Source organism: Methanogenium organophilum, assembly GCF_026684035.1.
Taxonomy (GTDB): Archaea; Halobacteriota; Methanomicrobia; order Methanomicrobiales; family Methanomicrobiaceae; genus Methanogenium; species Methanogenium organophilum.
Map to the genome: position 1 here is coordinate 1110936 of NZ_CP113361.1, position 22736 is coordinate 1133671.

Annotated in this window: 28 protein-coding genes and 1 tRNA gene; 17 read left to right on the forward strand and 12 right to left on the reverse strand. The window is 51.3% G+C overall.

Annotation, left to right across the window (positions count from 1 at the left end):
* Positions 1-6 precede the first annotated feature (6 nt).
* The gene (locus OU421_RS05695) at positions 7-627 is read left to right on the forward strand and encodes a flavin reductase family protein (protein WP_268187643.1); all 621 of its coding nucleotides are present in this window, start codon (positions 7-9) and stop codon (positions 625-627) included.
* 906 nt (positions 628-1533) lie between these two features.
* On the opposite strand, the gene OU421_RS05700 is transcribed toward OU421_RS05695, so the two are convergent.
* Entirely contained in the window at positions 1534-1713 is a 180-nt protein-coding gene (locus OU421_RS05700; protein WP_268187644.1) for a hypothetical protein, read from the reverse strand.
* A 177-nt stretch (positions 1714-1890) separates the two neighbouring features.
* Between OU421_RS05700 and OU421_RS05705 the strand changes: the two genes are divergently transcribed.
* Positions 1891-2100, forward strand: a complete 210-nt coding sequence (locus tag OU421_RS05705; RefSeq protein ID WP_268187645.1) for a hypothetical protein — start codon at positions 1891-1893, stop codon at positions 2098-2100.
* Between the two features lie 120 nt (positions 2101-2220).
* Here OU421_RS05705 and OU421_RS05710 read toward each other — a convergent pair whose 3' ends face one another.
* Positions 2221-2655 carry a thioredoxin family protein gene (locus OU421_RS05710; protein ID WP_268187646.1) on the reverse strand — a complete coding sequence of 145 codons (435 nt, stop codon included), beginning with the start codon at positions 2653-2655 and terminating at the stop codon, positions 2221-2223.
* A 140-nt stretch (positions 2656-2795) separates the two neighbouring features.
* On the opposite strand from OU421_RS05710, the gene OU421_RS05715 reads away from it, so the two are divergent.
* A tRNA-Met gene (locus OU421_RS05715) sits at positions 2796-2870 on the forward strand.
* Between the two features lie 220 nt (positions 2871-3090).
* Here OU421_RS05715 and purF read toward each other — a convergent pair.
* Genes purF through OU421_RS05730 form a run of 3 tightly spaced genes read right to left on the reverse strand, consistent with a single transcriptional unit; the run spans position 3091 to position 4966 of the window.
* Positions 3091-4515 (reverse strand): amidophosphoribosyltransferase, encoded by a 1425-nt coding sequence (purF, locus tag OU421_RS05720; RefSeq protein ID WP_268187647.1) that lies wholly within the window; start codon positions 4513-4515, stop codon positions 3091-3093.
* Positions 4516-4547: 32 nt separating this feature from the next.
* Positions 4548-4712, reverse strand: coding sequence for a 50S ribosomal protein L37e (locus tag OU421_RS05725; RefSeq protein WP_268187648.1), 165 nt, complete (start codon positions 4710-4712; stop codon positions 4548-4550).
* A 26-nt stretch (positions 4713-4738) separates the two neighbouring features.
* Positions 4739-4966 carry an LSM domain-containing protein gene (locus tag OU421_RS05730; protein ID WP_165077105.1) on the reverse strand — a complete coding sequence of 76 codons (228 nt, stop codon included), beginning with the start codon at positions 4964-4966 and terminating at the stop codon, positions 4739-4741.
* Between the two features lie 128 nt (positions 4967-5094).
* Here OU421_RS05730 and OU421_RS05735 point away from each other — a divergent pair, with 128 nt between their 5' ends.
* From OU421_RS05735 to OU421_RS05745, 3 genes are read left to right on the forward strand one after another with little or no spacing between them, the layout of a single operon-like run.
* Complete coding sequence (locus OU421_RS05735; RefSeq protein WP_268187649.1) at positions 5095-5592, forward strand: RNA-binding protein; 498 nt, start codon at positions 5095-5097, stop codon at positions 5590-5592.
* A gap of 54 nt (positions 5593-5646) precedes the next feature.
* The gene (locus tag OU421_RS05740; protein ID WP_268187650.1) at positions 5647-6027 is read left to right on the forward strand and encodes a cell division protein SepF; all 381 of its coding nucleotides are present in this window, start codon (positions 5647-5649) and stop codon (positions 6025-6027) included.
* Between the two features lie 2 nt (positions 6028-6029).
* A complete protein-coding gene (locus tag OU421_RS05745) occupies positions 6030-6560 on the forward strand; it encodes a ZPR1 zinc finger domain-containing protein (protein WP_268187651.1) in 531 nt (176 codons plus the stop codon).
* 1087 nt (positions 6561-7647) lie between these two features.
* Here the strand turns inward: OU421_RS05745 and purM are convergent.
* On the reverse strand, positions 7648-8658 hold the full coding sequence (purM, locus tag OU421_RS05750; protein WP_268187652.1) for a phosphoribosylformylglycinamidine cyclo-ligase: 1011 nt from the start codon (positions 8656-8658) through the stop codon (positions 7648-7650).
* Positions 8659-8660: 2 nt separating this feature from the next.
* Complete coding sequence (locus OU421_RS05755; protein ID WP_268187873.1) at positions 8661-10043, reverse strand: aspartate kinase; 1383 nt, start codon at positions 10041-10043, stop codon at positions 8661-8663.
* A 71-nt stretch (positions 10044-10114) separates the two neighbouring features.
* Between OU421_RS05755 and tfrA the strand changes: the two genes are divergently transcribed.
* Both tfrA and tfrB read left to right on the forward strand, forming a co-directional pair.
* On the forward strand, positions 10115-11746 hold the full coding sequence (tfrA, locus tag OU421_RS05760; protein ID WP_268187653.1) for a fumarate reductase (CoM/CoB) subunit TfrA: 1632 nt from the start codon (positions 10115-10117) through the stop codon (positions 11744-11746).
* Positions 11743-13263 carry a fumarate reductase (CoM/CoB) subunit TfrB gene (tfrB, locus tag OU421_RS05765; RefSeq protein WP_268187654.1) on the forward strand — a complete coding sequence of 507 codons (1521 nt, stop codon included), beginning with the start codon at positions 11743-11745 and terminating at the stop codon, positions 13261-13263. Before tfrA ends, tfrB begins: the two co-directional genes overlap by 4 nt.
* 55 nt (positions 13264-13318) lie before the next feature.
* On the opposite strand, the gene OU421_RS05770 is transcribed toward tfrB, so the two are convergent.
* The 3 genes from OU421_RS05770 to OU421_RS05780 all read right to left on the reverse strand — a co-directional run bounded on the left by OU421_RS05770 (position 13319) and on the right by OU421_RS05780 (position 15750).
* Entirely contained in the window at positions 13319-13939 is a 621-nt protein-coding gene (locus tag OU421_RS05770) for a HEAT repeat domain-containing protein (protein ID WP_268187655.1), read from the reverse strand.
* 93 nt (positions 13940-14032) lie between these two features.
* On the reverse strand, positions 14033-15193 hold the full coding sequence (locus tag OU421_RS05775; protein WP_268187656.1) for an FAD-dependent oxidoreductase: 1161 nt from the start codon (positions 15191-15193) through the stop codon (positions 14033-14035).
* 56 nt (positions 15194-15249) lie between these two features.
* On the reverse strand, positions 15250-15750 hold the full coding sequence (locus tag OU421_RS05780; RefSeq protein ID WP_268187657.1) for a rubrerythrin family protein: 501 nt from the start codon (positions 15748-15750) through the stop codon (positions 15250-15252).
* A 160-nt stretch (positions 15751-15910) separates the two neighbouring features.
* Here OU421_RS05780 and radC point away from each other — a divergent pair, with 160 nt between their 5' ends.
* On the forward strand, positions 15911-16576 hold the full coding sequence (radC, locus tag OU421_RS05785) for a RadC family protein (RefSeq protein WP_268187658.1): 666 nt from the start codon (positions 15911-15913) through the stop codon (positions 16574-16576).
* 55 nt (positions 16577-16631) lie between these two features.
* Here radC and OU421_RS05790 read toward each other — a convergent pair whose 3' ends face one another.
* Positions 16632-17237 (reverse strand): flavodoxin family protein, encoded by a 606-nt coding sequence (locus OU421_RS05790; RefSeq protein ID WP_268187659.1) that lies wholly within the window; start codon positions 17235-17237, stop codon positions 16632-16634.
* 131 nt (positions 17238-17368) lie between these two features.
* Between OU421_RS05790 and OU421_RS05795 the strand changes: the two genes are divergently transcribed.
* The 5 genes from OU421_RS05795 to OU421_RS05815 all read left to right on the forward strand — a co-directional run bounded on the left by OU421_RS05795 (position 17369) and on the right by OU421_RS05815 (position 19958).
* Complete coding sequence (locus OU421_RS05795) at positions 17369-17587, forward strand: zinc ribbon-containing protein (RefSeq protein ID WP_268187660.1); 219 nt, start codon at positions 17369-17371, stop codon at positions 17585-17587.
* Positions 17588-17639: 52 nt separating this feature from the next.
* Positions 17640-17765 (forward strand): desulfoferrodoxin FeS4 iron-binding domain-containing protein, encoded by a 126-nt coding sequence (locus tag OU421_RS05800; RefSeq protein ID WP_268187661.1) that lies wholly within the window; start codon positions 17640-17642, stop codon positions 17763-17765.
* Between the two features lie 5 nt (positions 17766-17770).
* Positions 17771-18115 carry a carboxymuconolactone decarboxylase family protein gene (locus OU421_RS05805; RefSeq protein ID WP_268187662.1) on the forward strand — a complete coding sequence of 115 codons (345 nt, stop codon included), beginning with the start codon at positions 17771-17773 and terminating at the stop codon, positions 18113-18115.
* 204 nt (positions 18116-18319) lie between these two features.
* The gene (locus OU421_RS05810; RefSeq protein WP_407659792.1) at positions 18320-18988 is read left to right on the forward strand and encodes a peroxiredoxin; all 669 of its coding nucleotides are present in this window, start codon (positions 18320-18322) and stop codon (positions 18986-18988) included.
* A 154-nt stretch (positions 18989-19142) separates the two neighbouring features.
* Complete coding sequence (locus OU421_RS05815; protein ID WP_268187663.1) at positions 19143-19958, forward strand: DUF1670 domain-containing protein; 816 nt, start codon at positions 19143-19145, stop codon at positions 19956-19958.
* Between the two features lie 219 nt (positions 19959-20177).
* Here the strand turns inward: OU421_RS05815 and OU421_RS05820 are convergent, their stop codons facing one another.
* Positions 20178-20456: a hypothetical protein gene (locus OU421_RS05820; RefSeq protein WP_268187664.1), complete on the reverse strand. Its 279-nt coding sequence runs from the start codon at positions 20454-20456 to the stop codon at positions 20178-20180.
* 306 nt (positions 20457-20762) lie between these two features.
* On the opposite strand from OU421_RS05820, the gene OU421_RS05825 reads away from it, so the two are divergent.
* The 3 genes from OU421_RS05825 (at position 20763) to OU421_RS05835 (ending at position 22719) form a co-directional block, all read left to right on the forward strand.
* Positions 20763-21020 (forward strand): MarR family winged helix-turn-helix transcriptional regulator, encoded by a 258-nt coding sequence (locus OU421_RS05825; protein WP_268187665.1) that lies wholly within the window; start codon positions 20763-20765, stop codon positions 21018-21020.
* A gap of 401 nt (positions 21021-21421) precedes the next feature.
* Entirely contained in the window at positions 21422-22060 is a 639-nt protein-coding gene (locus OU421_RS05830) for a flavodoxin family protein (RefSeq protein WP_268187666.1), read from the forward strand.
* A complete protein-coding gene (locus tag OU421_RS05835; protein ID WP_268187667.1) occupies positions 22057-22719 on the forward strand; it encodes a flavodoxin family protein in 663 nt (220 codons plus the stop codon). Before OU421_RS05830 ends, OU421_RS05835 begins: the two co-directional genes overlap by 4 nt.
* Positions 22720-22736 lie beyond the last annotated feature (17 nt).

A 22736-nucleotide genomic window follows, 5' to 3' on the forward strand; every position in this document is an offset into this window, starting at 1 on the left:
AAAGAAATGATGGCAGAAAAAATGCTACCCAAAACCCATAGAATAAAAGATTCCGCGACCGAAAAAATTCCCATTGGCAGAAACGTATTCATCTGCCCAATGCCGGTTACTATTGTGGGCACCCGTCTGAACAACCGCCCCAACTTTCTGACCGTCGGATGGGTGACACGGGCAAATGTTGACCCCCCAATGATCGCTGTTTGCATTAATAAGTCAAATGCATCTGTGGATGGTATTATTATGCATAAGGTATTTTCCGTGAATTTTCCCGGCGCAAATCTCATTGAAGAAACAGATTATTGTGGACTTGTTTCCGGAAAAGATAAGGATAAATCCAGAATATTTGACATATTCTATGGTGAATTAAAGAATGCACCGATGATAAAAAACTGTCCGATAACACTTGAATGCCGCCTGACAGAGGCCATTGACCTTCCGAAAAATTTCCTTTTTATCGGTGAAATCGAGGGTGCATATGCCGACAAAACCAGTTTTTCGGAAGGGAAACCTGATATTACAGAGATAGACCCGCTTCTCTTAACCATGCCGGACAATTCATACTGGCAGATCGGCAAATACCTTGGTCATGCCTGCAAAATCGGCAGAGATCTGAAAACCGAAACCTGACACATCAAGCAGTATCAGGAGAATACCGACAGTTGTGCTTCTGCATAAAGAAGCACCTGTTGCCCCAGACAGTGGAAAACGGTTTCTGTACCGCGGACAAGTGCAACAGTGGAGCTTTGGGTTCGGAAAATGCCATAATGATGTAGTCAGCGTGAAGATAACAGAGAGAGATAATCGGATCCAGAAATCTGCCCGTGCACATTCATCTGTCCAGATGATATAGCAGCAAACGATGCTGTTGGTATTGAAATTTTCTTCACCAGAGAGTCTCAGAGGGAAAGCCATTTGGGCATACTGGTTTTCAGGACGAAGACGACGCCACATTGGCACAGCGTGCACCATCACACAATGGGTTACCATTTCGGGTGCAGCATGATATGCCAGAACAGGAAACCGGCTGTTCTTTTTCTTTTCTGTCCCCAGGCATCTTTGAGCATTTATTGAAAAGAATGACCGAAATGCATACATCTTCCCGGGATGGATGAGTAACAATATAGTTCTGGCGCCCTACGAGGCGATTGTGTACTGGACCCACCACCTCTCAGATGAACCGTACACCGGATAGAGAAGTAGTCCGGGTGCACCCAATGACATAATTGCATAGTACTTTGCCAGACAGCCAGTATCGTGCAAAGAAAACCAAATAATACTGCATACTTCCTTAAAAGCCAAAGCGATCCTCCTGCCTGCCCAGCCTTAGAGAGTATACGGAAAACAGAAAAGAGAGTCAGAAACTGATGTTCATGGAACACCTCTCAATACAATAAACTCGAATACGGTTTATGAAGAAAATATGCACTCATACCGGGGAAAAGAAATATATATTGACTCCGGGAGACGGCCCCACACGTCTCCCGGACGCATGCCACCCCGATTATTTCTACTCAGGAATGACGTATGCGTGAATCAGTCTGCTTCGTCGCGCTCTGAAACCATGACACGTATATCATCGTGGCCATCCACATGCCACGATGACGCATAATCCAGACAGTAGACGTCAGAGACAGAGGAACAGACCAGTTCATCACGCTCTTCGAGATCATACTCTCCTAATGGTTTCAGACACTCAATTCCGGTAATTCTCATGAACTCCATGATTTCTCTACAAAATGATAGTCATAGTGCCTGACATATATACTTTTTGCATGCTGCAACTTAAAATACGGGCGGCAATTTCCTAAAAAACATTTAAAAACAGGCAAATATTGATTTAAACAGACAAATGGCTGACGATGCTAAAAATACGTAACATTGATAGAGAAAATGATCAAAAAAACTCAAAATATTGATCCATTTGTAAATTCATACGATTTTTATCAGAATAACCTCAATGAGACAGAATCTACACCACCAGGAGGCATGCAGACGCGCAGAAAATGGTACCAAAAAATCGTGATAAATACTGACAGTGCCGCAGACAGGCATATAAATATCCGGGCAAACGCCATCATGTTCCACATGACCTATATATGAACATATCCCTACAGCTGTTGCAGATACCTTCCGGCAGGGACCCGCGGCAGCGTTATCCGCCCACTTGGCACGCACAGCAGAAAGACCATAAGTTCATACAAGTCCGATAGGCAATACCCTTCAGAGCTCAAATGTCCTGAGCAGGGCCGCCCGTATAGACTCCTTCGGATATGCACCAGTGAGTCGCCCTGCAGGATAGCCGCCAGCAAAGAAGAGCAGGGTCGGTATGGCAGAGATCTGGAAAGCCCGCATCACACCCGCGTTCATGTCAGCATCACATTTCCCGAAGGTGACCACATCTGCAAACTCTCCTGCAAGTTCTTCAATGACCAGTGCGGTGTTCATGCATGGACCACACCACTCCGCCCAGCAGTCCACTAAAAGATATCGATGGGACTGAACAAGTTCTGTAAAATTCATGTCGGTCACTTCTATAATCTGAACATGAGAACGGGGGGAGAAGTTCGTCATCCCCCCCATCTCCATTTCCATCTCCCTGAGGCGTTTCTCGCGCAGGTGTGCAAGCTCATCATCGTCCGGAATATCATTGACCATGAAATGATGATGTGACAATATTGCACTTAATGCTGCTGGAATCTGACAATTCGCATCAAAATACCCGTAACGTCTGTTGAACGGGATGAAAACATATATCATGGTGTGAACCATAGTAGTATGGCACACAGTCGATGTGGAGCGAGGTGGGGTAGTTAGGAAATCCCGACGGGCTCATAACCCGTAGATCGATGGTTCAAATCCATCCCTCGCTATATCAAGTATTTTTGTGATTTTTAACATTCCAAAAACATTTTTTCTCCATAGTTCAAAGTAGGGAGTGGGAAGAGTCTGTCTCAGAGCAGAAGCTCAGTCCGGAAACTTCCATATCGGTAAAGAATTTTAGTTCCAAAACATCCATGTCCGGGCACTCATCCGTTACCCCCCACAGCCATAAACATGGCAGCCAGACAATTTTAAAAAAGATACGCCGAATCATTCACCGGAGAATGACTCAAGTCCCGCCTGATAGTGTTTCGCAACGCAGGTGACCTCACGTGGACAACAACGCTCTGAGCCGATGGCAAGAGGATACTCACCCGTAAGGCACCCGGTACAGAGATCCTCCTTCGGGATACCAATGGCACGGATCAGTGCCCCGATTGAGATATGATGCAGCGATGTCGCCCCGATAGACGAACACACTTCCCCATTATCCAGATCACTTGCAATCAGTTCACCCCGGGTAGGCATATCAACACCCAGATAACACGGGGCCTTAATTGCAGGTGATCCAATACGCATGTGTACCTCTCTCGCTCCCGCATCACGAACAATGTTCACCAAGCGACGCGAGGTAGTCCCGCGGACAATGGAATCATCGATCAGAATCAAAGACCGATCCTTCAGGTGACCCCGAACCGGATTCAGTTTCATCCTGACAGCAGCCTCACGTGCCTCCTGTGTTGGCATGATGAAGGTCCTGCCCATATACCGGTTCTTGATGAGAGCCTCCCGGTACCGGATGCCAGATTCCTCCGCATACCCTGCGGCATGCGCCATCCCAGAATCAGGGACTGGAGAAACAAGATCTGCCTCAACCGGCGCCTCTTCACAGAGCGAGTGGCCAATATTGCGCCGCACATCGTAGACAAGTCGCCCGTCGATGACAGAATCCGGTCGTGCAAAATAGACATACTCAAAGATACAGTGCGCCCGGTGGGAGGCCTCTGCAATCTGATGAGACTCAATGCCGTTCCCCTTCAGACAGACCAGTTCACCCGGACGGACGTCCCTGATGAATGAACCACCCAGTGCGTCAATTGCAACAGACTCCGACGCCACCATATAGCCACACTCTGTTCTTCCGATACAGAGAGGACGGATACCAAGAGGGTCACGAAATGCCCAGACTTCATCGTCTAGCATCATCACAACCGAGTATGACCCCTGAAGACGGCGCATACACATACCAACCGCCTCCACAACATTCAGGGAAACCCGGTATTCATCAGCAATGATGTTGCCGATCACTTCTGTATCTGTCGTTGTGCAGAATATCTGCCCACGTTTTTCATATTCCTCCCTGAGATTGACAATATTGACAAGGTTCCCGTTGTGGGCCACTGCTACTTTCCGACCCCGGAAGGTAAAAGTGAAGGGCTGGATGTTCTCCGGAATCTTCTCACCAGTAGTTGGATACCGGACATGTCCGATACCCGCCCCGCCCTTCAGACCGCAGAGGATCTCCTTATCAAATACATCTGCAACAAGGCCCTGACTCTTGTACTTATAGAGCGTCTGCCCATCATATGTTGCAATACCTGCGCTCTCCTGCCCCCTGTGCTGCAGGGCATAAAGCGCATAATACAGGGGGAATGAGACATCGCCTGAATCGACGATGCCAACAATTCCGCACATAATAATCCCTAAAATTAAATAAATTCAGGTCTTTATTTCTTCGTCGTCCAGTTGTACTTCCGCAGGCGTGGAGACTTTCCAAACCCGCACGACGCACAGACTCCATGACGCTTGTGGAATGAAATCTTACCACAGCGTCTGCAGACTATATGCGTTGTTTTTTGCCGTTTACCCATTGAGGGTGTACCTTTACTCATTTTATGTCACCAACCTGAATGATATCTTATTCCACGGACGGAGATATGTAGATCACATTATCTCCGCGAACGATTAAAGTGCCGCGCTTCTCAGCCACACCGTCAATATCCTCCTCTGCATTATCAAGGACGAGGTTCATGTGAACATCATAGCCCTGGAGGATACCCCTGATCTCCCTTCCGCCTTTGAGACTGACAATAACCGGTTTCTGGTTAAGGGCCTTATCTAAAATTTCCAATGGTCTTCTGGTCATAAGACTCCCTGCTCTAATCGATGAGGATTAGTATAATTGCGCCAGTAACATAGATAAATATAGCGACCTGACCCACAGAGCAGGTGAAAAACAGAACAAAAGACGCAAATTGACGGTGAATTGTAAAAATGGCTAAAATTAACTCGCGAAAAAGACATACGATACGAAAATCAGATCTCTCCCGCCTCTTTCGACAGCTGGAGGATGAAATTGGCCCAGATACCGATCTGTTCCGCTCAGCGAAGGTCGAAGTTGTCGACACCACCGGAGATATTTCCCTCTATCTCATCGAGAAAAAGCCCCATCTGATGGAGTACCAGGAGATGGTCTTTCCAACACTCAGGGGTGCCATCGCCCACCCGTTTTCGGCCCGGAATGTGGTTGTTGATGCCGGTGCCGTGCGATTCATGGCAAAGGGTGCGGATGTGATGCGCCCGGGCATAGTCCGCGTGACAGATGATGTCCGGGCGGGTCACCCTGTCCTCATTACCGAAGAGACCTATGGCAAACCGCTGGCAGTGGGCATCGCAGCACTCGATGCAGCGGAGATAGACGCTGCAGAGACCGGCAAGATGGTTCGCACATTCCACTACGTTGGAGACGAACTATGGAACCTGGAAATCTAGACAATGTCCGGAAAAAAGATACCATTAAATAAAATTCACTCTAAAACGATTTTCATGGCTAAATTTCTGGATTCCATCCTTGGCAGGGGCTCCTCATCTGCAGCAGAGTCAGATTATATGGAGCTTGACCTTGCATCGTTTGAATCCGTTTCAGGAGATGCGTCACCGGCCTCAATGTATGTCAGGATCGCAACAATAACCGACCTCAAAGATACGCCGCGTGTCAAAGACGAAATCTACAACGGAAACATCGTCATTGTTGATGTGTCCCGGCTGAAAATGGACAAGATCACCTATGAACGGGTCTTAAAAGACCTCCGTGCCGTTGCACACGACATCAACGGAGATATCGTCGGACTGGGCGACCAGAAGTATGTTATCTTAACTCCGATGAGCGTGAAAATCTCCCGAGAGAAGATCGGTGGAGGGGTCTGAAGGTGGAACGGGTCATCCGTGCCCCATGCCTTCAATGTTCAGAAGAGATCGAATATCACTATAAAACCATAGAAATACCGTATTTTTCCGACGTTCTCATCACAACCGTCATCTGTGAATCCTGCGGATTCCATTCTGTTGATGTGATGATACTTGGAGAGAACGAGCCTGCGCGCTATACCCTCACGGTCTCCACACCAAAAGACATGGAGAGCCGTGTAATCCGTTCAACGACCGGCACCATAGAGATTCCCGAACTAGGTATTCTCGTGGAACCAGGGCCCATCTGTGATGGGTTTATCACCAATGTGGAAGGGGTGCTTGTCCGTGTTGAGGATGTCATTGATCGTGTGATTACCTGGTCAGAAGGGGAGGAACTGGACCGTGCCCGGGAACTGAAGGGACGTATCGAGGAGATGCGCTCGGGCACCATTCCCTTTGTTCTTGTTGTGCAGGATGAAGACGGGAACAGTGCAATTATCCATCCGGATGTAGAGAAAAGCGCACCCATCCCATACGAAGACCGGACATAATAACTGTCCCACCCATTTTTTTATCTCCGATCCCGATATCAGGCGAAGAAAACCCATCACGGATCGGGGACTGACAGGCAGTTAAAGGTGTTGCCGGGCGCGGGCATCGTCTGCATTTTTTCCAGACGTGATCTCTATCAGGACAACATACATTTTTGTTATTTCGAGGTATTACGGTATTTTACAGCAGGATTCAGGAGAACAATCCTGATTTTTCAAAAAAAAACGATCTACATGCATCCAATCCATAAGTGTGGTATGAAACACCGAATACTCAGTATGGAACCGGACGTCTCCCCGAACATTCGGATACCGGAATCTACAAACAATAAATTCGGACATAATATTGGTAACAGACGATTTAAAGCCATAATCCTATCGTTTTTTTGATCTCAATTTTGAGTCCCGGAAAGGTTTATAACACCCTGCAGGGACTATGCATCACCTACCGGACAGGAGGTGATAAGAGAAGGAAATAGACCTGGATTCATGTGAACGACAGATAAATACCAACAGCCATCGGATTATGCCCTTTACCCATGAAGGAAGATATCCAGTATGGCCAACATGACCAATACATGAGTCAATGCGAGACTCAAACGCAACATATGGCAGGCATTCCCCGCATTCCTGTAAAAGGGTTACCGATCATCTATAGGGGTACGGAAAGAAGCGACGCCATATAAAGATACAAAGTGCACATGCGAGGCATGTGACTGAATGATACCGTAAGGATTCGGAAGCACCCAATCCAATAACCGAATACCGCAATACCCCAATACCCTGATGTCGCCCATTCTGACGGAGCAATTGGGCGGCATTTCCCACCCACCTCATTTACGATGGAAATCGCATTATGATTTTTCATCAAAAAAGCCTGAAACATTCGTTTCATGCCCGTTTCTGCATGTTGTCGCACCCGAGGCACACATACACAGACAGCATGCAGAAACCGACCCCTCAGAACATTCGTCAGGGAGTCATTTCTGCATTCATTCTGAAGAAACGGCCAGCCTCAAACGAGACGAAAAAGAATCACCATATACACTCAAAAAAAGAAAATACCCAAATTGGGTTAGATTTAATTTTAAACGGATTCAATAGATTCGCCGCGGAGGAAGACACCAGGCGTGTCTGTGATCCTGCCCACAGGACGGGCATCGGAAAAGACCCTCTGTACCGTAACAACAGATTCCTCCGGGACGATGAACACATACCCCATACCCATGTTGAAGGTGCGGTACATCTCTGCCTCCTCTACATCGCCCACCGACTGCATCCAGGGGAAGATCGGCTGCGGGATGAGGGGATCTGTGATCTCATAGCCCCAGTCGCCCAGACGCAACAGATTGAGAAGTCCGCCTCCTGTGATGTGACACATGCCATGCACCTCACAGGCAGCGGTGACGTCCAGCACACCTGCATATATACGGGTTGGTGTGAGAAGTTCTTCACCAAGGGTTGTCCCCCACGGCATCTCATGATCATAGCGTGCATAGGAATTTACCAGTTCCCGGGCGAGCGTCAGACCATTTGAATGGATACCGGATGACGGCACACCCACAATGACATCACCTGCAGTAATTTTCTCCCCGGTAATGATGGCATCCTTCTTCTGGATGCCAAGACAGGTGCCTGCCACATCAAGGCCGGTCACCATACCCTTCAGGGTCGCAGTCTCGCCGCCGATGACCGTCATATTCGCCTGTCGTGCCCCCTCGTTTAAGCCCATGCCGACCTGCTCCATTTTCTCGATGGAAAGTTTATCGGTAGCTACATAATCAACGAAAGCGACCGGTTCGATGTTCATTACATAGAGATCATTTACGTTCATTGCAATACAGTCGATACCGATGGTGCTCCAGTCCTCCATCACATCTGCTACAAGCATCTTGGTGCCGACACCATCCACTGCCATCGCAAGATAGTAGTCGCCAAACTCTATCAGACCGGCAAAATGCCCACTCCCGCCCGCTGGTGCACATTCACCTGTCCGCCGGAAGGTCAGCGTAGAGACCAGTGCCTTCACAGCTGTTGCCTCAAGGCCGATATCCACGCCTGCTTCACTGTATGTATGTTTCCTGCCTAGTCCCGTCATTCTTAACTCTCCTCCGCAAGTCCGAATTCCTCATGCAGCACACGTACAGCGCGCTGCCCGTCTGCCTGCTTCACCACAAACGAGACATTCACCTCAGATGAACCCTGCGAGAGCATCATGAGATTAATACCTTCCCGCCCGAGAGCAGTAAATATCCGGCCGGCAATGCCGGGAGTGCCCGCCATGCCGACACCGACCACAGCAACCGCCACCACATTGCGGTCATGCTCCACTTCCCGGATATAACCGCGCTGCATGACTTCATTGAGGGCAGCGAGAGCGGCTGTGAGATGCTCGTCGTCCACAATCAGGGATATATTTGCTTCAGATGACCCCTGCGAGATCATCATGATGTTCACCTCAAACTCACCCAGTGCTGAGAAAATCGCACGGGCAACACCCGGCCGTCCAACCATCTGGGCTCCGGTGATATTGATCAGGGATACCTTGTCGATGTAGGTGATCGCCTTTACCACCCGGTGATCCTGTGCGCTTGCATCCACCAGACAGGACCCCGGCGCATCCGGATTGAATGTATTTTTCACCCGGAGAGGGACACCCTTCTGCATCGCCGGTTCAATGGAACGCGGGTGCAGGACCTTTGCCCCGAAGAACGAGAGTTCCATAGCCTCATGATATGAGACTGAAGAGAGCACCCGTGCATCCTCGATCAGCCGGGGGTCAGCGGTCATCACACCATCTACATCAGTCCAGATCCAGATTTCATCCGCCTCGATTGCCGTGCCTACAATCGCGGCTGAATAATCCGAACCGCTGCGCCCGAGGGTTGTTACAATACCATCACCGGTACAGCCCATATATCCCATGACAACCGGCACCGACTCACTGAGAAGAGGGACCACCCGCGACTGGATGTGGGTACTGCTCTCCGGCAGCACCTCGGCACACCCGTGGCGACCGTTCGTACGGATGCCTGCCTCACAGCCATTGAGTGCGACAGATGGGACGCCCGCCTCACGGAGTGCTGCAGAAACAATGATAGCAGAGAGGCGCTCACCAAACGATATGATGTAATCACGTGACCGCGCTGTCAGTTCCCGCAGATTGTATACCGCCATCAGAATATTCTTCAGGTTTGCAAGACGCTCGTCAATCACTCCCATTACAGTCTCGTACTCACCTGGTGCCACTGCCTGCAGGACCTTTCCATGACGTGCCCGCATTGATGCAATAAAGGTGTCAATAGGTGGATCATCGCGGGAACCTTCAACCTCTGCTGCAATTGCATGGAGTTGATCAGTCACTCCTGCCATCGCGGAAACGACAACACAAAGTTCATTTCCCGCTGTATGGTGCTTGTTTATTATTCCGACAACCCGGTCGATACAGTCCTCGTCACCGACCGAAGTGCCGCCAAATTTCATCAAAAGCCTCATTCTGGCCCTGCCATCCATCTTATTTCTTTATGTAAGTATACGGCATAATGGTTAATATCATGCCTGGAGATCATGTAGCTGACTGCCATGTGCTTGTCATCGGCAGCGGAGGGGCCGGTTGCAGGGCGGCACTCGAAGCAAGCCGATATGGCGAGACGGTGCTCCTTTCCCGGACGCTAACGGGAAAAGGCGGGTGCACTGTCATGGCGGAAGGCGGATACAATGCAGTCCTTGCAGAGGATGATTCAACAGGACTGCACTTTGAAGACACAATGCGCGGGGGGGCCTACCTCAATGACCCTGACCTCGCTGAGATTCTGGTGACCGAATCACCGGACCGGTTCCGGGACCTTGCGGCCTGGGGATCGGTCTTTGATGTGGAAGAGGACTGTGTGCCGGCTCAACGGCCCTTTGGCGGCCAGCAGTTCAACCGGACCTGCTATGCCGGTGATCGCTCGGGTCACGAGATGATTGCAACCCTCACTGAACAGATCAGAAATGCCCCGATTGAACAAATTCAGGAAACAAGTGCCATTGACCTCCTCATGGATGGCAGGAGGGTAGCGGGTGCCATAACACTGGACGGGGACGGCAACCTCGGAGTCATCACCGCTGACGCGACTGTCATCGCCACCGGTGGCGGAACCCGGTGCTATAATATCTCTACCAACTGCGCTGCAGGAACCGGGGACGGCTTTGCCATCGGATACCGGGCAGGGGCCGCCCTCATCGATATGGAGATGGTACAGTTTCACCCGACAGGCGCTGTATACCCGCCCGATTCACGAGGCCGTCTCATCACCGAGGCAGTCCGCGGGGAAGGCGGGGTATTGAAAAACAGCCTTGGAGAACGGTTTATGGAGCGCTATGATCCAGAGCGGATGGAACTCTCCACCCGGGACGTGGTCTCACGCTCGATTGCGACCGAGATCCTCGAGGGGCGGGGAAGTGAACATGGGGGTGTCTACCTTGACGTGACCCACCTGCCGGCAGACGAAATTGAACGCCGCCTCCCCATCATGCTCGAGCAGTTCCTCCAGTTTGGTGTGGACATACGGGTGCAGCCAATGGAAGTCGCCCCGACCGCCCACCACCTCATGGGTGGACTGAAGATCACCCCGGATGCTGCAACCACCCTCCCCGGACTCTATGCCTGTGGAGAGGTGACCGGAGGTATTCATGGTGCAAACCGCCTCGGCGGCAACGCCCTTGCTGACACACAGGTATTTGGGAAGCGTGCGGGAGAATCCGCCGGAAAAGCACCTGTTGCTGCCCTTTCTGTAGACATCGACAAGGCCCTCGTGAGAGAAGCCGCGCGGTTTGACGCCTACTGCAGCGGAACCACCCCGCCGCACGTGATCGCTCGTGAACTGAAACGAACGATGTGGGATCATGCCGGCATCTTCCGGACGGAGGCAGGCCTAAAAGAAGCAGAGGCAACTGTCAGTCGTCTCCAGAATCTGGTGCCAAAGGCTACTACCCGACGGATGCTTTCGGAGTGCTGTACCGTTACCAATATGCTCACGGTCGCACGTCTCATCATTCAGGGGGCACTCCTGCGCAAGGAATCACGCGGTGCTCACGTACGAACGGACATCATCCAGAACTGGACCCCTGCAGACTCACCCTTCGGCCATACGGTGCAGTCCCTGTCCGGGACTGCCATTGAAACACAGGAGAGGACAGCATGAATACGATTACCTTTACCATCGAACGATTTGACCCCGATACCGACCCCGCACCCCATACGGAGACCTATACCGTGGAAGTGAATGAGGGCGCACGGGTACTCGATGCCCTGCATGCCGTCCGGGAGCAGTGTGATCCCTCTCTCACCTACCGCTACTGCTGCGGGTCCGGGCAGTGCGGCAGCTGTTCGGTCCGTGTAGACGACGAACCGGTACTCGCCTGCATGCAGGAGGCCTCTGACGGAATGGCGATCACCCCCCTGAATCTCCCTGTGGAACGCGATCTCGCAGTCGAGATGAAGAGTTACCTGCAGGAGATGGGGGGTATCACGGCAGGCATCTTCACCGGTTACCTTACGATGGAGGCAAATGAGGCAATCCGTCCCATCCGGGACTGTATCGAGTGTCTCGCCTGTGTCTCCGAGTGTCCTGCCCTTGCGGTCACCGACTTTGCGGGGCCGACTGCCATGCGCCAGGAGATGCGTATTGCTCTTGATCCAAGAGACGACCGTGACCGTGCGGCGCTCACAGTCGATGAAGGTCTTTTCACCTGCACCACCTGCCAGCGCTGCCTTGAGGTCTGCCCGAAGCATATCAAGATCCCCGGGAAAGCCATCGAAAAACTCAGGGAGATTGCCCATCGCGAGGGGCTTTCTCTTCCACGCCATGAGGCAGTGGCAGAAATGGTTCGCACGAGTGGCCGGACAGTTGACCGCATCATGGGTACTGTTCTTGAACAGGTTGCCGAAGTCATCGAACCGGTGGGCGAGGTGAGAGGAGAGGTCGGATTCTTTGTCGGCTGTATGTACAACGGCCGCCTGCCGGAGACCGCGATGAAGATGCTTGCCGTCCTGCGCAGAAACGGCATCCGCGTTATTATCCCGCCCGAACAGGTCTGCTGCGGATCACCGCTGATACGGACCGGTCAGACGGATTATCTCCCGTCGCTGCAGCGCATGAACATTGAGTGCTTCACAAAACGCGGCATCGACACCGTCCTCACGATGTGCGCCGGCTGTGGCTCAACGCTGAAAAATGACTATGAGACACCTTACCGTGTCATCGACATCAATGAACTGCTGGATGAATATGGCATAGAACCGCCGGTATCCTCCCCAGTGCCTATGACCTACCACGACCCCTGCCATCTGAAGCGGGGTCAGGGAGTCACTGAAGAACCGCGGGCCCTGCTCCGGAAGCTCACAGATGACTTCCGTGAGATGCCCGCCCGCTGCTGCGGGGCAGGCGGCGGCGTGCGTTCCGGCCTGCCGGATGTGGCGGCCGACCTCGGCAGTGACCGGCGTGAGGCGATTGCAGAGACCGGGGCAGCCATCTGTGTCACCTCCTGTCCATTCTGTGAGTTCCATATCAGTGAACACTCCGGCGTGCCCGTCATCAACATCACGACACTGCTCTTTGAGGCATACGAGAAGAAGGATGAAGAGACAGGAGAGAATTCGGACTGGAAGGACCTCCCCTGCAGGGAACAAAATACCCAGCCACCCAAAAACAGCAAATAAAATACGATATGGGTGACCTGATGGTCCCCTCTTTTTTGAATATTGATTCTCACTGTCAGACAGCCTGTGCTGTGGCAGTTGCATTCTCTGCAGCGGTCAGTGAGTCATCCCGCAGTTTTGCAGAGAAATAAATTGACTTAATGAGGGCATCTGCTTCACGGGCATAATCTGTATTCTGACTCAGTGCTGCCACCTGCAGCGCAGGGATCGCCGGTTCACCGATGCGGATGATCACCTCTTTTACTTTCTGTGTGTCAGAGTCACCCTGTTCAAGGGCGTCCAAAAGGTACGGCACCGCTGGCGCACCGATGCCCACAAGGGTCGTCGCACAGATCATCTTGGTATCCGGGTCATCTGCATCCAGGGCGGCAACAAGGGAGGGGATAGCCGGTTCCCCGATCTCCTGAAGGATGAACGCTCCATAGATACGAGTCTTGTTATCACTTGCCGCAAAGGAGTTGATGACGGGCTGCACTGCCGGTTCGCCGATATCCATGAGATACGTGATAGCCGCAAGTTCAGCATCAGGATCACCAGACGAAAGTGCCTGTATCTGCTGTTCAATTGCACTGTTGGTGCCGTTCCCTCCTGACGTACTGTCCGTGCATCCGCAGATGCAGGCAGCAAGGGCCAGAATAATGAGGACACCGGCGTTCCATGCCGAAGATCGTCGCATATATACCCGTTTTGCCGTACCATGTAAAAAATCCCACCCACCGGATATACACAAAAGAGGGGATAAAGAAAGAAAGTGGAGAGGAGAGGCTGTTCAGTGCTTCAGTGAGAGATACTGATACGCCTCAAGGGCCGCTTTGGCCCCCTCTCCTGAAGCGATGATCACCTGCTTGCCGTGGATATTGGTGATGTCACCTGCCGCAAAGACACCGGGGCGCGAGGTCTGGCAGTTCACATCAATGGTGATCTCACCATGTTCGTTTGTCTCCACAAACCCGTCCAGAAACCCGTTATTTGGTTCATGCCCAATGGCAAGGAAGAGACCGTCCACGGCAATACGGGTCTCTTTGCCGGTCTCCCTGTCTGTGATAGTGATGCCCTGCACGAGGGTTTCACCATGGATGGCCGTCACCACTGCCGGTTTGTGGGTGATGATATTCTCAATGGATGCATACTCTTTCCGGTAGATTTCATCGGCCCGCAAATCTGAGCGAACGATAAGGTGCACCTCTTTTGCAATCCCACTCATCTCAATTGCCGTGGTGAGCGCATAGTTACCACCTCCGATGACCGCCACCGACTTCCCAACAAAGAGTGGACCATCACAGGTGGAGCAGATACTCTCTCCCCGGCCGATGAACCGCTTCTCCTCCGGGAGGCCCAGCCACCGCGGACGCATTCCGGAGGTGATGATAACAGAGCGGGCGGAGAAGGTACGCTCTGAAGCGGTCTCTGCTACGAACCCGCCATCCTCCCCCTCATGTAACGCAGTGACCGAATCAAGTTCAAGGGTGATGCCTGCCTCCTCACGCACCTTTTCCTCAAACTTCTGCATCAGCTCCCCGCCTGTCACCAGGCGAAAACCCATATAATTCTCAATGGCCCATGATTCAAGCGCCTGACCGCCGATATTCTCTGAAAGAACGAGAACAGAAAGCATCTTACGCGAGGCATACATCGCAGCCGTGAGGCCGGCCGGCCCCCCACCAATGATAAGTACATCATAGACATCCGGCGTCTCCCCCGACCCGAAGAGGTCCCGGAACCGGGCCACATCAAACCCAACGATGACCTCCCCATCCACAACCGTGACCGGCACCCCGTATTGCCCGGAGAGTTTTACCATCTCTTCTGCGGCTGTCTTGTCCTTCCCCACATCAATCTCTGTATAGGGCACTCCCAGACGGGAGAGATAACTCTTGGTCAGACGACAGTACTGACAACCTTCCGTAGAATACACAGTGACATCCGGCATGGTTTCATCTACATCACCGATGCAGATAAGGCTTACCTGCCGGTCAAAAAATGGGGTTATTCAATCAGTTCAAACTTTGTACCGGGGACACCGCAGATAGGGCAGCGTTCCGGCACTTCACCGAGCACCACATTCCCACAGAACGGGCAGAGGTGCACAGGGGTTTCCTCCAGATCTCCTCCTGCTTTCACGGCGGCAAGTGCATCGGCATAGAGACCTGCATGCACCTGTTCTGCCTTCATGGCATGGGTAAATACCACTTTTGCTTCAGATGCCCCTTCTGCTGTTGCTTCCTCAATAAAGGAGGGGTACATCTCGGTATACTCGTGCGTCTCTCCTTCCACCGCACCGGTCAGGTTCTCCTCCGTTGAACCCACGGCCTTCAGGGCTCCAAGAAGACGTCTTGCATGTATCTCCTCTGCTTTTGAGGCTGCTGCAAAGAGTTTTGCAACGACCGGATATCCCTCATCCTTTGCCTTCACTGAATAATTCGCATATTTGCGGTTTGCCTGAGATTCTCCGGCAAACGCCTCCCAGGCATTCTCTTCGGTTGTCATAATAATCTGGTAACCCCTTCTTTTTCGATAGGAATAAGACAGCCATACTATCATATAAAATGTTCGTCTATAACAACGAAAATCTGCATACCGTCACCGTTTTATTCCCTGTTAGCCATTCTCTCATTTATCCGGCGTTTAGGAACAGGAAAGATATCATATGGCAGTAAAACGGATGCGGGACACTGATAAAATCGACCGTCCCCGGGAACGGATTGCAGCAGCAGGACCCGAGGTTCTGAAGAATCATGAACTCGTTGCAGCCATCATTGGCAAGGGAATTCCCGGCCATGATGTTAATGCGATCGCAACAGACATCACAGCCCTTCTGGATGAGAAGGGTACAGGGGTTACCTACAATGATCTGGTAGAGATTCAGGGAATCGGGGATAGCAGGGCATCCCAGATGGTCGCATCCTTTGAACTAGCCCGCCGCTACCTGACACGGTCCAAAACCACCATTTCACGGCCGGAGGATATTCTGATGATGACGACAGACCTGCTCCACAAACACCAGGAATACTTTGTTGCCTTTACACTCAATGGTGCGGGAGAAATAATCCACCGCCACACCATCACCAAAGGGACCCTCACCCACTCACCGGTACACCCCCGTGAAGTATTTGCACCCGCCCTCATTGATCGCGCCGCCTCGGTGATTTTTGTGCACAACCATCCTTCCGGCAACACCGAACCATCTGATGCAGACATCGCAATCACCCGCACCCTTGCAGAAGCGGGGGACATTCTCGGGATCCGGGTGCTTGACCATGTCATCGTTGCAGCAACCGGCCATACCAGCCTGAAGGAGCGCGGCCTCTTCTGAAAAGAACAACACTTCCAATCTATTCAGACCAGAGAGTGGGGAGGGAAGAGAAGCTCTATTCTGCCATATCACGGGCGATTAGCTCACCCATACGATATCCCTTCTCATAAGCATCCTTCATCACCTTGGGGCGTGTCGTGATATCGATCACCTCGTCCATATTATTCTGGAGCACCGCATCCCAGTATGGGCAGTCGATGATGTCACAGAAGGCCTTCATGGAGAGGATGAGACCGTCAAAATCATGTTCGATGTTCTGGCCGCCGATGCTCAGGAGAAGCGTTCTTCGATGTGCCTTTTTCTCAGGCGCCACCAACGGCTCCTGCCGGAAATACTTTGCCATAAAAAAGACCTGAAACCGATCCATAAAGGACTTCAGGGCACCCGGAATACCCATCGTCATCACTGGGGTAGCCACAATAAGGCCATCTATATCCCGAAATTTTTCCAAATAAGGGGTTACATCATCATTCATGGCACAGGCTGCATGCTCCTGACAGTAGAGGATCTCTTTACAGGGCGAAAACGTCAGCCGCGGCACATGGACAGTCTCTACCTCACAACCGGCATCACGGATTCCACGCAGCGCTTCATTCATCAGTTTTGCTGTATTCCCCTTCGGACGAGGACTTCCCAATAGGGCAATAATCTGTGGTGCCATTATGGGAGAGTACGGTGCAAACCATCATAATAATTCCCAAGGAAAAAACACCATGTGACATATATTGCACATTATAATCCGAGAAAGGTTTATTACACCATAATATGATGTAGGCATAGAGGTGAAAACCGATGAGTGAAACCCCAAAGCGAGTGAGAGCAGGCGAAAAAGTAGGACCAGGAACATACAAATGTGTTGACTGCGGTCTTGAATTTGCCATTAATGAATCAGACAAGGATCTCAGAAAATGTCCCACATGTGCCTGTGAAGTCTACGACTGTTTCCCTATGACGCATATCCGGGAAGATGTGAAAACACCGGAAGATGCAAAACATCCACCAAAACGCTGAAAATTATGATAATGGGGAGGTCACGCTTCCCCATCAGGAAGTGAAGAAGACGATGGTAAACGTTACAGATGAAGGGCAGATCTTTGAATGCGAGATCTGCGGAAATATTGTTGAAGTGGTAGAAGTGGGCGGAGGAGAACTCGTCTGCTGTGGTGAACCGATGGCCATAAAGGAGTGAAAAGAATGGATGCACAACTCAAAGAACTCGAAGAGGAGATCGGCAAAGTTCCGCTGATCGTTAAGAAATGGGCAACAGAAGACCCTGAACTGAAAGAATGGGTCACAGAGATGGACAAACACGTCTGGAAGGATGGAAAACTGTCACGCCAGACAAAAAAGATTATTGCTGTCTGTGTGGCAGCAGCCCTCCGCGACCGGCATGCCGTCCGTGCACAGGCAGCAGGAGCATCACACCTCGGTGTTGACTATGACGAGATGGAAGAGGCGCTCCGCGTGACATTTCTGCTCGCAGGGATGCCGGCCTATACCTATGGGCGCACCGCAATCGACGACCTAATGAAGAAATAGTCAGTCTGGATCTTTCACGACAAAAATCCCCCCATTATCCAGTGATTTGTACAGAAGAGCAGGGAAAGAGCGGATGGTTCTGGATTGAAACACTGAAATCCCAAGCCTTCCAATCGATTTTACCCCTCCATCTTCCGATGAGGATTTTGAAAAAAACGGTCCTGCCGCCCGGCGTCAGTGATCGTGTGGTGAAGAGGAATAAGTATGTATGACGAAGAGATGTTAGACGATTACCTCTGTTGTCAGCCAGGGCCGCCGGTATTGAATGAACCTGCACCGGAATTCTCTGCTGTGACAACACAGGGACCAATGGAACTGGAAGATTACCGGGGAAAATGGGTGGTGCTCTTCAGCCACCCCGCGGACTTCACCCCGGTCTGCACCACCGAGTTTATGGCTTTTGCCGGAGTCTACGAGGAGCTGAAGGCACTGAATGTCTATCTTATCGGCCTCTCCATTGACTCAGTCCATGCCCACCTCGGGTGGATACGAAATATCAAAGAACGAATGGGAGTCGACATCCCCTTCCCGGTAATTGCCGACCTTGATATGAATGTAGCACGCCTGTATGGTATGATCCAGGAAGGTGCGAGCAGTACGGCAACGGTGAGATGTGTCTTCTTTATTGACCCTGAAGGAATTTTGCGGGCCATGATCTACTACCCACTCTCCAATGGCCGGTATATCCCGGAGATTGTCCGGCTGGTGAAGGCACTCCAGACAACAGATGAAAATGGTGTCGCCACCCCTGCCAACTGGCAGCCGGGTGACAAGGTGGTGGTGCCGCCGCCTGCCACTCAGGAAGAAGCAGACAAACGCCTGAACGAGGGATACGATTGCAAAGACTGGTATCTCTGCTTCAGGGACATCTAACAGCAACACCATTTTTCATATTTAAACATTGCTCACACTCCCCCCGAAAAGGCCAAATATACCAGATAGACAACATTTTTATATAAATAGTCATCCGACATATGTCGTGGGGTTTATCATAGAGAAAGACCCATTTACCTCTAGGAAATTCATCATGCCGATGCAACGTACCGGGCCACCTTCGCTCAGAAGTGCCTGGGCAAAAACCAAAGAAAATCAACTCCTTGCTATCCTTGAAGAGGAGTATGGCTTCAAACATGCAACAGGCCGTTCCCTTGTCCATCTGATGAATGAATTCGCAGAAGAATTCTATGGCTGGCACCGGAGCGACATGCAGATTATCTACCAGACGGTGGACTTCCGTGAGCCTCCGGGCCGTACATTCGGAGAGATGCCTTTGCGCCCGGTATTTCTCACGATGGCAGTGCCAGAAGATACCATGGCATTTGAGAATGGGGGGCTGCAGGGGATGCGCCGGCACAAATTGATACGCCTCGCACGTGAGGCATATGATCAGGGAGGCCTTCTAACACAGCATGACCTTGCCCTTCTGCTTACCACCTCATCACGCACCATCCAGCGGGACATTAAGGAATTGAGAAACGCGGGAATCCGGGTCCCGACACGGGGTGCCGTCCATGAATACGGGCATATTCCTTCTATACGCTCGGTCTGTGTAGACCGCTTTCTTTGTGGTGAAGGAGTGGATAGTACTGCTGCAAAATGTGGTGTTTCGACTGATATGGTGCGCAGATACCACCGACAGTTTACTGATACCGTGGTATTATATGCAAGGGGTTACCGGGCAGAAGATATTATCGATGTAACAGGGGTCCCCGAGAAAGTGGTCGGAGAGTTTCTCATTCTATATGAAACCCATAAGAACCGAAAGTCCCCGCAACTCAATCACTTATTCACAAAATATACACCGGGCATCATCCAGCGCCCCATCCCGTTTGCTCCCCGGTGATCTGACAAATGTCCTTATAGAAGCAGCAACCAACCATGGTTTTAAGGATAGCAGTCAAAGAAACTCCAAAATTATTCTGAACAGCATATTCAGGCAATTTTAGCCAAAATATCCAAAATAAGCAATATTTCAATATATCACAATTTTGTAATAGTTACATACATGCGAAAGCTTTAATACACATTGGAGTAGAAGTAGGGGTGACAAATGTCGCACCCACTAGGTAAATGCACCTGCTGCGATTGCCATATCTGAAGAGGAAGAGACAATGGATACCTGCATGGACAAAACTGCCACCACATGCCATGGCCCAACCATGATCACAGTCCAAGACGCGGTAGGCCCCTCTGCAACGCCAGGAGGGATTGGAGGCCGTGCAGACCATATGGGCTCCCATACACCCGGATAGGAAGAGGGCATAACAGTCCACCCATACAACCAGGAGACTGACACCGATGACCCGGAGAAGATTGAACAGGCATTGTGGAATACCCCCATATCTGTTCAAATCCGACGAGATGGTAGTCCGCCGTTGGGAGATCATCTCTAACGCCAGCAAGCGAGCCTATTGGGTCCGGGCGACAACGAATGAAGACCCGTTTGTCGAGCAGGACACCACAGATAAGTTCAGGAGGTACTATACCGTGAGCCAGAAAAATTATCCTTTAGAAGGACACCACTATCTCCCAAATGCAACTCTAATTGAGGTTGATGCACGACAATAACCACCGGAAAGCAGAGTCTACAGAAAAAATGCGAAATGAGCACCGAAATCACCACATACCAGTCAAGGAGGCCACATCAATGACAACATACACCGTAACACCGAACCAGGACATGATTGAGCCCCGTATCCCCGAGGATAAGCTTCCGGGATCCGCACAGGCAGTTCTGAACATTCTCGAAGACCATGAACCACGGACATTCTCAGAGATCTCAGGCCAGGTCAAATGGGCACCCCGCACTGTCAGGAATGCATTGCGCAGACTTATTGAGGAAGGGTTTGTCGTAAGGAAATTCAACTTCTCGGACGCACGCCAGGTCTACTATATGCGGCCATAGGCTTCCGGTCAGTACGCCCTACCCTGCCAAAAAATCGAGGGAAGGACAGTAACCACATAATCACTCACTAAATATCTGTCACACCATCTCAGTCCCACTGGATGGGAGGAGAATTCAGGATTGATCTGACCCGGAAATACAAACCATCTTTTTTAATCAGTTTTCATTTAACACCCTCAGGTGCCACGGATAAGACAAATTTTGGATATCTGTTCACCTGAATCACAGACACCGAATCGAAGATTCGGCAATATTTTCACCATGCACGGACTGATGATATCGGGCAGATATGTTCGTATCAGTGAACCCCCCATTGGCAGGGTATACACCTGCAATACGGAGACAGCAGGAATCATCCGGAAGGAAACCCTAAAGTACATGCCTGTGCAAACAGTGGCGTAATGGCTGTAAATGTTCTCGCCTTTGCCACAAGCCCGCGGCGGCACGGCAACTCTGAGACGCTTCTTGATGCCCTCCTCGAAGCGATGGCGGCAGAAGAAGGTGTCACAGTGGAGAAGTATGCACTCGATGAAATTGAGATCGAGCCCTGTCGGGGATGCAATGCCTGCGAAGAACTTAACCGCTGCATCAATGAGGACGATGACCTTGACTGGGTGCTGGAGAAGATCATTACAGCAGACATCGTGATCATGGCCGCACCCGTATACTGCATGGGCATGTGCGCCCAGGCAAAGGCCCTTGTTGACCGGATGCAGGTGCTGCGATCCCGGAAATATGTCCTCAAACTCCCGGTCGTCCCCGCCGAGCGACAGGGCAAACGGCTTGGTGCGTTTCTCTCCACAGCAGGGCAGGACTGGGACTATGTCTTTGATGCCCTCATCCCGTCGGTGAAATGCTTCTTCCATGTGATGGATATCAAAAACCGCGACATCTCATATCTGATGGTGAACAATGTGGATAAGATGGGGGCGCTTGCGGCACATCCGACGGCGACCATGGATGCGGTGACCCTCGGGAAGCGGATGATCACAGAGATCAAGGCGAAACTTGCCGGGGAAGGGAGCGGGGGGAAAGAATGAACGCCGAAACAAAACGACCCATACGGGTGCTGGGCATCTCCGGAAGTCCCCACCGGGATGGAAACACCGAACAACTTTTGGATCGATTTTTGGAGGGGGCGGCAGATGCCGGGGGGATAACAGAGAAGATCATTCTCTCAACCCTTCAATACCGCTCATGTCGGGGGTGCAATGCCTGCCATAAAACCGGTGTCTGCATTATGAAAGATGATCTCATCCCGATTCTCACACAGAAAGTCCCGAATGCAGATATCGTCGCCCTTGCCTCCCCCATCTACTCGATGTCCATCACCGCCGAGATGAAGGCGTTAATTGACCGGGCGCAAACCGTATGGGCCCAGAATTTCAAACTCCACCAGGTGCATTACGAAGAGGAGCACTTCACGAACCATTCCGGATATTTCCTCGCAACCGCAGGGATGGAGCGGCCCGATATCTTTGACTATTCCTATCCCATAATCACCGCATTCTTCAACATATTCGGCTGCGGCTACACACCCGACCACAATATCACCGCACCCGGCATGGACCGCTGGGATGGCATAAAAGGGCACCCAACTGCCCTCACCTTCGCATACACCGCAGGAAAGGAGGCAGTAAGGCAGCTGGAGAAGATACGGCCAAAAGGATTATCAGAAGAGCAGAAACCTTCCAGATAACCTATTTTTGAGGACCC

Bases quoted from the DNA above. Each gene is read 5' to 3' on its own strand.
- OU421_RS05695 (WP_268187643.1), top strand. From the start codon at position 7: ATGATGGCAGAAAAAATGCTACCCAAAACCCATAGAATAAAAGATTCC.
- OU421_RS05700 (WP_268187644.1), bottom strand. From the start codon at position 1,713: ATGAGAATTACCGGAATTGAGTGTCTGAAACCATTAGGAGAGTATGAT.
- OU421_RS05705 (WP_268187645.1), top strand. From the start codon at position 1,891: ATGATCAAAAAAACTCAAAATATTGATCCATTTGTAAATTCATACGAT.
- OU421_RS05710 (WP_268187646.1), bottom strand. From the start codon at position 2,655: ATGGTCAATGATATTCCGGACGATGATGAGCTTGCACACCTGCGCGAG.
- purF (WP_268187647.1), bottom strand. From the start codon at position 4,515: ATGTGCGGAATTGTTGGCATCGTCGATTCAGGCGATGTCTCATTCCCC.
- OU421_RS05725 (WP_268187648.1), bottom strand. From the start codon at position 4,712: ATGAGTAAAGGTACACCCTCAATGGGTAAACGGCAAAAAACAACGCAT.
- OU421_RS05730 (WP_165077105.1), bottom strand. From the start codon at position 4,966: ATGACCAGAAGACCATTGGAAATTTTAGATAAGGCCCTTAACCAGAAA.
- OU421_RS05735 (WP_268187649.1), top strand. From the start codon at position 5,095: ATGGCTAAAATTAACTCGCGAAAAAGACATACGATACGAAAATCAGAT.
- OU421_RS05740 (WP_268187650.1), top strand. From the start codon at position 5,647: ATGGCTAAATTTCTGGATTCCATCCTTGGCAGGGGCTCCTCATCTGCA.
- purM (WP_268187652.1), bottom strand. From the start codon at position 8,658: ATGACGGGACTAGGCAGGAAACATACATACAGTGAAGCAGGCGTGGAT.
- OU421_RS05755 (WP_268187873.1), bottom strand. From the start codon at position 10,043: ATGAAATTTGGCGGCACTTCGGTCGGTGACGAGGACTGTATCGACCGG.
- tfrA (WP_268187653.1), top strand. From the start codon at position 10,115: ATGCCTGGAGATCATGTAGCTGACTGCCATGTGCTTGTCATCGGCAGC.
- tfrB (WP_268187654.1), top strand. From the start codon at position 11,743: ATGAATACGATTACCTTTACCATCGAACGATTTGACCCCGATACCGAC.
- OU421_RS05770 (WP_268187655.1), bottom strand. From the start codon at position 13,939: ATGCGACGATCTTCGGCATGGAACGCCGGTGTCCTCATTATTCTGGCC.
- OU421_RS05775 (WP_268187656.1), bottom strand. From the start codon at position 15,193: ATGCCGGATGTCACTGTGTATTCTACGGAAGGTTGTCAGTACTGTCGT.
- OU421_RS05780 (WP_268187657.1), bottom strand. From the start codon at position 15,750: ATGACAACCGAAGAGAATGCCTGGGAGGCGTTTGCCGGAGAATCTCAG.
- radC (WP_268187658.1), top strand. From the start codon at position 15,911: ATGGCAGTAAAACGGATGCGGGACACTGATAAAATCGACCGTCCCCGG.
- OU421_RS05790 (WP_268187659.1), bottom strand. From the start codon at position 17,237: ATGGCACCACAGATTATTGCCCTATTGGGAAGTCCTCGTCCGAAGGGG.
- OU421_RS05795 (WP_268187660.1), top strand. From the start codon at position 17,369: ATGAGTGAAACCCCAAAGCGAGTGAGAGCAGGCGAAAAAGTAGGACCA.
- OU421_RS05800 (WP_268187661.1), top strand. From the start codon at position 17,640: ATGGTAAACGTTACAGATGAAGGGCAGATCTTTGAATGCGAGATCTGC.
- OU421_RS05805 (WP_268187662.1), top strand. From the start codon at position 17,771: ATGGATGCACAACTCAAAGAACTCGAAGAGGAGATCGGCAAAGTTCCG.
- OU421_RS05810 (WP_407659792.1), top strand. From the start codon at position 18,320: ATGTATGACGAAGAGATGTTAGACGATTACCTCTGTTGTCAGCCAGGG.
- OU421_RS05815 (WP_268187663.1), top strand. From the start codon at position 19,143: ATGCCGATGCAACGTACCGGGCCACCTTCGCTCAGAAGTGCCTGGGCA.
- OU421_RS05820 (WP_268187664.1), bottom strand. From the start codon at position 20,456: ATGGGGGTATTCCACAATGCCTGTTCAATCTTCTCCGGGTCATCGGTG.
- OU421_RS05825 (WP_268187665.1), top strand. From the start codon at position 20,763: ATGACAACATACACCGTAACACCGAACCAGGACATGATTGAGCCCCGT.
- OU421_RS05830 (WP_268187666.1), top strand. From the start codon at position 21,422: ATGGCTGTAAATGTTCTCGCCTTTGCCACAAGCCCGCGGCGGCACGGC.
- OU421_RS05835 (WP_268187667.1), top strand. From the start codon at position 22,057: ATGAACGCCGAAACAAAACGACCCATACGGGTGCTGGGCATCTCCGGA.